Here is a 7,169-nt window from a genome sequence, read left to right on the forward strand (position 1 = left end):
CCCGTCCGCGGGGAACGGGGGTCTGCCCCTGGGGGCAGGCGCCGCTCGCGCGGCGGGGGCGTCAGCCCATGTGGGGGTAGCCGTACTCGGTCGGCGGGACCAGCGTCTCCTTGATGGCGCGGGTCAGCGTCCAGCGCATCAGGTTCTGCGGGGCGCCGGCCTTGTCGTCGGTGCCGGAGGCGCGGCCGCCGCCGAAGGGCTGCTGGCCGACGACGGCGCCGGTCGACTTGTCGTTGATGTAGAAGTTGCCCGCCGCGTAGCGGAGCTTCTCCATCGTGTACGCGGCGGCGGCGCGGTCGTTGGCGATGACCGAGCCGGTGAGCGCGTAGTCCGAGACCGACTCCATCTGGGTCAGCATCTCGTCGTACTTCTCGTCGTCGTAGACGTGGATCGCGAGGATCGGGCCGAAGTACTCGGTCGTGAAGACCTCGTTCTCCGGGTCGGTGCACTCGATGACGGTCGGGCGGACGAAGTAGCCGACCGAGTCGTCGTAGGTGCCGCCGGCGACGATCGTGCAGCTCGGGTCGGACTTGGCGCGGTCGATCGCCGCCTTGTTCTTGGCGAACGAGCGGTCGTCGATGACGGCGCCGATGAAGTTCGACAGGTCGGTGACGTCACCCATGGTGATGCCGTCGACCTCGGCCGCGAACTCCTCCTTGAAGCCGTCGTTCCAGATCGAGGCCGGGACGTAGGCGCGCGAGGACGCCGAACACTTCTGGCCCTGGTACTCGAAGGAGCCGCGGGTCAGCGCGGTCTTCAGGACGGCGCGGTCGGCGCTGGGGTGGGCGACGACGAAGTCCTTGCCGCCGGTCTCGCCGACGATCCGCGGGTACGAGCGGTAGTTCTCGATGTTGTTGCCGACCGTCTTCCACAGGTGCTGGAAGGTCTTGGTCGAGCCGGTGAAGTGGATGCCGGCCAGGTCGCGGTGGTTCAGGGCCACCTCGGAGACGGCGATGCCGTCGCCGGTCACCAGGTTGATGACGCCCTTGGGCAGGCCGGCCTCCTCCAGGAGCTCCATGAGGAGCACGGCGGCGTGGGTCTGCGTCGGGGACGGCTTCCAGACCACCACGTTGCCCATGAGGGCGGGGGCGGTGGGCAGGTTGCCCGCGATGGCCGTGAAGTTGAACGGCGTGATCGCGTAGACGAAGCCTTCGAGCGGGCGGTGGTCCAGACGGTTCCAGACGCCCGGCGAGTTGGCCGGGGGCTGCTCGGCCAGGATCTGGCGGGCGTACGCCACGTTGAAGCGCCAGAAGTCGACGAGCTCGCACGGGGTGTCGATCTCGGCCTGCTGGGCGGTCTTGGACTGGCCGAGCATGGTGGACGCGGCCAGCGTCTCGCGCCAGGGGCCGGCGAGCAGCTCGGCGGCGCGCAGGATGATCGCGGCGCGGTCGTCGAAGGACATCGCGCGCCAGGCCGGGGCGGCGGCGAGGGCGGCGTCGATCGCGTCCTGGGCGTCCTGCTGCGTGGCGCCGCGGAAGGTGCCGATGACGGCCCCGTGGTTGTGCGGCTGGACGACCTCGAACTCCTCGCCGCCGCCCAGGCGCTTCACGCCGCCGATGGTCATCGGCAGCTCGCGCGGGTTCTCGGCCAGCTCCTTGAGCTTGAGCTCCAGACGGGCGCGCTCGGGGGAGCCGGGGGCGTAGCCGTGCACCGGCTCGTTGACGGGAGTGGGGACCTGGGTCACAGCGTCCATGAGTCTCTGTACTCCTTCGGAGGGGTGGTGGGGCTCAGCCCTTGGTGAGGATGGAGCGGACGAAGAAGAGGAGGTTGGCCGGCTTCTCCGCCAGGCGGCGCATGAAGTAGCCGTACCAGTCGGTGCCGTACGCGGTGTACACACGCATGCGGTGCCCCTCGGCGGCGAGGCGGTGCTGCTCCTCGCCCCGGATGCCGTACAGCATCTGGAACTCGTACTCGTCCAACTTGCGCCCGGCGCGGCGGGCCAGCTCCTGGCCGACGGAGATCAGGCGCGGGTCGTGGGACCCGATCATCGGGTAGCCCTTGCCCTCCATCAGGATCTTCGTGATCCGGACGTACGCCTTGTCGATCTCCGGCTTCTCCTGGATCGCGACGGAGGCGGGCTCCTTGTAGGCGCCCTTGACGATCCGGACGCGGGAGCCGTTCGCGGCGAGGCGGCGGGCGTCGTCCTCGGTGCGGAAGAGGTAGGCCTGGATGACGCAGCCGGTCTGCGGGAAGTCCTTCCGCAGCTCCTCGTGGATGGCGAACATCGAGTCGAGGGTGGTGTGGTCCTCGGCGTCCAGGGTGACGGTGGTGCCGATCCCGGCGGCGGCCTCGACGACCGGCCGGACGTTGGCGAGCGCCAGCTCGTGCCCGTTCTCCAGCGACTGGCCGAACATCGACAGCTTCACGGACATCTCGGCGCGCTCGCCGAGGCCCAGCTCCTTCAGGCGGCCGATGAGCTCCAGGTAGGCGTCCCGGGCGGCGTGCGACTGCTCGACGGTGGTGATGTCCTCACCGACGACGTCGAGGGTGACCTCCAGGCCGCGCTCGCTCAGCTCCCGCACGATCGGGACGACGTCGTCCACCGTCTCGCCGGCGATGAAGCGTGCCACGACCTGCTTGGTCCCGGGCGCGGCCGACACGAAACGGCGCATCTTGTCGCTGCGGGACGCGGCGAGGATCACGGGACCCAGCACGGGGCACCTCCAGGGGGCAAGGGTAGAACGGGGCCGTACCAGTGCGAAGAGAACGAACCGGAACAGCACGGATAACCACTGTGAAACCTACGAATCGGTCCGATCGTGCGCCACCTACAGCTGTCACGCATCCGTGGCCCGCTCCTCATACATCTGTCTGAGAGGGTGCGAGAATGGCGCCGTGAAGGGCGATTACCAAGACCTGGTGGACGAGATCTCCGCACTCCTCGGCGCCCCGGCGACGCTGGAGAACCGCGACTTCGGGCTGATCGCCTTCGGCGCCCACGACAGCGACGACGACACCGCGATGGACCCCGTCCGGACCCGGTCGATCCTGACCCGGGGATCGACCCCGGCGGTCCGCGCCTGGTTCGAGGGCTTCGGCATCACCCGGGCGGAGGGCCCGGTCCGCATCCCCGCCTCCCCGGACGCGGGCGTCTTCCGGGACCGGATCTGCCTTCCCGTACGCCATCGGGGTGTCGTCCTCGGGTACGTGTGGCTGCTCGACGCCGAGCCGGGGCCCACGCCCGAGCGGCTGGCGGCGGCCATGGAGGTGGCCGCCCGGATCGGCGGACTCCTCGCCGACGAGGAGCGGGCGGGCGCGGACCTCTCGCGCGAGTTCGCCGCGGCCCTGACCGCCGGGCGCGGCTGGCAGAACGACATGGCCGTCGCGGCGCTGCGCGCGGCCCTGGGGCCCAGCGCGGACGGGCTGCACACCGTCGTCTGCGCGACCCCCTGGCAGGGGGACGCCCCCTCGGTACGGGCCGTCCCCGGCGCGGCGGCGGTCGCCGCGCTCCCGGACGCCGCGTCCCTCGCCGTCCTCGTACGGCTGCGCACGGCCGAGGACCTCTCCCCCGCCCGCTCGGCCGCCGAGCGGCTGCGCGGCGACGCCCCGGCCGGGATCGCCGTCCCCCGCCGGGGCCTCGCGGAGCTCCCGGCGGCCTGGCGGGAGGCCAGCACGGCGGCCCGTGCCGCGACGGCGCAGCCGAAGCTGGGCCCGGTCGCGGAGTGGGCGGGCATCGGCCCGTACCGGCTCCTGGCGGCGCTCTACCACCCCGAGGTCGATCCGGTCGTCGCGCCGCTGCTCGCCCCCGCCCACGCCGAACTGGCCCGCACGGCCGAGGCGTACCTCGACCACGCGGGCCAGGCGGGGCGCACGGCGGCGGCCCTGGGCATCCACCGGCAGACCCTCTACTACCGGCTGTCCCGGGTGGAGCAGCTCACCGGCCTGGACCTGGACGACGGGGAGGACCGGCTGCTGCTCCACATGTCCCTGAAGTCGGCCCGGCTGTAGGGGTTCCCTAGGATCGGATCATGAGCACAGGGGGAGCGTTCAGCGGCTGGGTCCCACCGACAGAGGTCGAGCACCGGCTGTACGAGGCCGCGGTGCGCAACGACACCGATGCCGCGACACAAGTGCTGGCGAGCACCGACCTGTTCATCCTGGCGCCGAAGGTGGAGGTCGACGCCGATCCGGGGCGCGTCCACTGGCGCTCGTACCCGGAGCCGGGTCACCGCACCGTGATCACGCGCGGGATGTTGCCGCCGTGGCACCCGGACTGGGTGTTCCACTGCGTCTCGCTCCGGTGGATCGCCACGTTCCACTGGAACGACGCGGCGCCCCGGCCCCTGGTGGTGAACCCGGGCAGCCCCGTCCAGTTCCTTCTGCCCTCCGCGGCCCATGACCGGGCGACCTGGCTCCAGTACCACGCCCGGCACCGCCGTTCCCCGAAGCACCGCCTCGTGGCCCTGCGCCACGGGCCGCTCCGAGGACCCCTGGCGTTCGGGCTCGCCTGCGGGGGCCATCTGGCGGTCTCCAACGGCGTGCCGTGGAACGAGGCGGGAACCCTGTACATGGGGTACACCGTCGAGCTGGACACGCTCCGCGACGCCTGGGGCGTCACGGAACCGTCCGGCTGGCGCGGGGAACTGGACGCGCTCCTCGCCGGGCGCAACAGTCCCCCGGAGCCCGACTTCGTCCTGAGCGTGCGCGAACGGCTGACGGCGGAGATCCACGGAGTACCGTCGGCCGATCTGTGGCGCGATACGGCGGCGGGCCACGCACAGGACCTCGGCGCGTCCCCGGAGAGCGTGCGGGAGGTCGGAGAGCTGGTCCGCCGGATCGTCCGGTACGAGGCCCGGTTCCGGGCGGACGGCCTGCTGCCTCCGGAGGGACGGGTGCGCAAGACGGTCGCGTACGACTACGGCCGGGCGGTGAACGTGGCCCGCTGGGGGCTCTCGGCCCGGTTCTGCACCCCGCACGAGGCCGAACAGGCCATCGTCCACGCGGGTGCGCTGAGCAGGGCGGCGTACACGTCCTGGGAGGACTTCTCGGCGGGCTACGCGCTGGGCAGGGTGCTGCGGTTCGACGAGGAGGAGTACGGCTCCTGGTACGAGGACAACGTCACCGGCCACCGCGTCCTCACCGAACACGAGGGCAGCCCCTGGAAGCACATCCCCTGGCACTGAAGTGCCCGTGACAGCACGGCGCCCGGCCGCCCGCCGCTCGTACGGAACAAGCGGCCGGCAACCGGGTACGGGGCCGTGCGTCAGATCAGGTTGACCGAGCGGGCCGAGGTGGCGCCGATCTCGGCCGAGATCTCCGAGAGCACCGCCACCGGGACGGTGTCGTCCACGGTGAGCACGACGAGCGCCTCGCCGCCCTCCTCCGCGCGGGAGACCTGCATGCCGGCGATGTTCAGACCGGCCTCGCCGAGGATCCGGCCGACCGTGCCGACGACGCCCGGACGGTCCTCGTAGCGCAGCACGACCATGTGGTCGGCGAGCGCCAGGTCCACGTCGTACTCGCCGACGGCGACGATCTTCTGGAGGTGCTTGGGGCCGGCCAGGGTGCCGGAGACCGAGACCTCCTCGCCGCTGCCGAGGGTGCCGCGCACGGTGACCACGTTGCGGTGGTCGGGCGACTCGGAGCTGGTGGTCAGGCGCACCTCGACGCCGCGCTCCTGCGCGAACAGCGGGGCGTTGACGTACGACACGGTCTCGTCGACCACGTCCTCGAACACGCCCTTGAGCGCGGAGAGTTCGAGCACCTTCACGTCGTGCTGGGTGATCTCGCCGTAGACCTCGACGTCGAGCCGGGCCGCGACCTCGCCCGCGAGGGCGGTGAAGATCCGGCCGAGCTTCTCGGCGAGCGGCAGACCGGGCTTGACGTCCTCGGCGATGACGCCGCCCTGGACGTTGACCGCGTCCGGGACCAGCTCGCCGGCGAGCGCCAGGCGCACCGAGCGAGCGACGGCGATGCCGGCCTTCTCCTGGGCCTCGTCCGTGGAGGCGCCGAGGTGCGGGGTGCAGACGACCTGGTCGAGCTCGAAGAGCGGGGAGTCCGTGCAGGGCTCCTTGGCGTACACGTCGAGGCCCGCGCCGGCGACCCGGCCCTCCTTGAGCGCCGAGTACAGCGCCGCCTCGTCCACGATCCCGCCGCGCGCGGCGTTGACGATGCGGACGGAGGGCTTGACCTTGTGCAGCGCCTCGTCACCGATGAGACCGAGGGTCTCCGGGGTCTTCGGCAGGTGGACGGTGATGAAGTCCGCGACCTCCAGGAGCTCGTCCAGGGTCAGCAGCTTCACCCCCATCTGGGCGGCGCGGGCCGGCTGCACGTAGGGGTCGTACGCGACGATCTTCATGCCGAAGGCGGACATGCGCTGGGCGACCAGGACGCCGATGCGGCCGAGGCCGACGACGCCGAGGGTCTTCTCGCTCAGCTCGACACCGGTGTACTTGGAGCGCTTCCACTCGCCGTTCTTCAGCGCCGTGTTGGCCTGCGGGATGTTGCGCGCGGTGGCGACGAGCAGACCGCACGCGAGCTCGGCTGCGGTGACGATGTTCGACGTCGGGGCGTTGACGACCATCACGCCGGCCTTGGTGGCGGCGGAGACGTCGACGTTGTCCAGACCGACGCCGGCGCGGGCGACCACGCGCAGCTTCCGGGCGGCGGCGATGGCCTCGGCGTCGACCTTGGTGGCGGAGCGGACCAGGATCGCGTCCACGTCGGCGACGGCGGGGATCAGTTCGGCGCGGTCGGCGCCGTTGCAGTGCCGGATCTCGAAGTCCGGGCCCAGCGCGTCGACGGTGGCGGGCGACAGCTCTTCAGCGATGAGTACGACAGGTTTCGAGCTCACGTGAGTCCTCACAGGTGCAGTGCGGACGGCCGTCCCGACGGCCGCAGGCGGTGGAGGGGGCTTGCCGCGTGAAAGCGCACGACGCTGTGGGCCTGACGCGTATGTTGTTGAGCAGTGTAGTGGTGCGGGGGCGCGGTTCATGCGCCTCGTCGGCAGGATCACCCGTCCGTGGTTGGACGGCATGTCCAACGAAGCGGAACGGGGCCGGACGGCATGTCCGACCCCGCCCCGGAAGGCTTACGCCTCCTCGTCGTTCACCCAGCTCATGAGCTTGCGCAGCTCCTTGCCGGTGGTCTCCAGGAGGTGCTGCTCGTCCTGGGTCTTGTACTCCGTGTACTTCTTCAGACCGCCGTGGTACTCGTCCATCCAGTTCTTG

General features: G+C 71.3%; 5 protein-coding genes and 1 pseudogene. 2 read left to right on the forward strand and 4 right to left on the reverse strand.

Translation table 11 applies throughout. The features are described from left to right. Positions 1–61 precede the first annotated feature (61 nt). Together pruA and ADL08_RS32400 are read right to left on the reverse strand one after the other, a co-directional pair. The gene (gene pruA, locus ADL08_RS32395; RefSeq protein ID WP_053649385.1) at positions 62–1,693 is read right to left on the reverse strand and encodes an L-glutamate gamma-semialdehyde dehydrogenase; all 1,632 of its coding nucleotides are present in this window, start codon (positions 1,691–1,693) and stop codon (positions 62–64) included. Positions 1,694–1,727: 34 nt separating this feature from the next. Next, entirely contained in the window at positions 1,728–2,654 is a 927-nt protein-coding gene (locus tag ADL08_RS32400) for a proline dehydrogenase family protein (RefSeq protein WP_053649387.1), read from the reverse strand. Between the two features lie 181 nt (positions 2,655–2,835). On the opposite strand from ADL08_RS32400, the gene ADL08_RS32405 reads away from it, so the two are divergent. After that, positions 2,836–3,948 (forward strand): PucR family transcriptional regulator, encoded by a 1,113-nt coding sequence (locus ADL08_RS32405; protein ID WP_053649389.1) that lies wholly within the window; start codon positions 2,836–2,838, stop codon positions 3,946–3,948. Between the two features lie 20 nt (positions 3,949–3,968). Beyond that, positions 3,969–5,123 (forward strand): DUF1266 domain-containing protein, encoded by a 1,155-nt coding sequence (locus tag ADL08_RS32410; protein ID WP_053649392.1) that lies wholly within the window; start codon positions 3,969–3,971, stop codon positions 5,121–5,123. An 80-nt stretch (positions 5,124–5,203) separates the two neighbouring features. Here ADL08_RS32410 and serA read toward each other — a convergent pair whose 3' ends face one another. Beyond that, a complete protein-coding gene (gene serA / locus ADL08_RS32415) occupies positions 5,204–6,793 on the reverse strand; it encodes a phosphoglycerate dehydrogenase (protein WP_053649393.1) in 1,590 nt (529 codons plus the stop codon). A 237-nt stretch (positions 6,794–7,030) separates the two neighbouring features. After that, positions 7,031–7,169, reverse strand: a pseudogene (locus ADL08_RS36165) (ketol-acid reductoisomerase); the annotation flags it as partial.

This window comes from Streptomyces sp. NRRL F-6492 (assembly GCF_001280125.1).
Classification (GTDB): Bacteria; Actinomycetota; Actinomycetes; order Streptomycetales; family Streptomycetaceae; genus Streptomyces.